General features: G+C 71.4%; 1 protein-coding gene. It reads right to left on the minus strand.

The genetic code is table 11. The features are described 5' to 3' along the window. On the minus strand, nt 1-257 hold a 257-nt coding region (locus EHS43_RS45665), incomplete at its 3' end, for a hypothetical protein (RefSeq protein WP_260471043.1). Nucleotides 258-580: the final 323 nt, after the last annotated feature.

The raw sequence follows: 580 nt of genomic DNA on the forward strand, positions 1-580 counted from the left end.
GCCAGCCAGTGCGCCCAGGGCTCGTCGCCGTGCGGATGGCTGATCAGCACCTGCGGCGGAGTGCCCGCGGCCCGCGCCCGCAGGGAGTTCCCCGAGTAGGCGCCGAGTCCGGTGCCCGCGGCCAGCAGGCAGATCACCACGAACTGCGTCCATCCGCCGACGAACCTGACCCCGGCGAGGGCACCCGCGGCCACGGCCGTACCCGCGACGGCCAACACCTGGTCCAGACGTCGTCTGCCCCGACTGTTACGGCGCATGGGATCCCCCCGCCCGACACCGTTCCCCCATGTGAGGCAACAAGTATGGGGCGAAGAAGGGCTTTTGGCGCCCCCGTTGCACAACTCGTCGGCCGGTGCGGTGAGGTTGGCCATGGGGCGCTCGTCCTTGGGTGCGCCGCCGGTTCCTCCTGAACCGCGGTTGGTTCGCCTTTGGCCGCGTTGCCGGACCGCCTCTGGCCTGCGGTGGGTTGGTCCCGTGTTGCGGTTGGTCCCGTGTTGCGTTGCCGGACCGCTTCTGGCCCGCAGCCGGTTGGTCCCTCGCCGCGCTGCTGGACCGCCCCTTCATGCGCGCTCGGTCTGTC

It is taken from the genome of Streptomyces sp. RP5T, assembly GCF_003933965.1.
GTDB lineage: Bacteria > Actinomycetota > Actinomycetes > Streptomycetales > Streptomycetaceae > Streptomyces.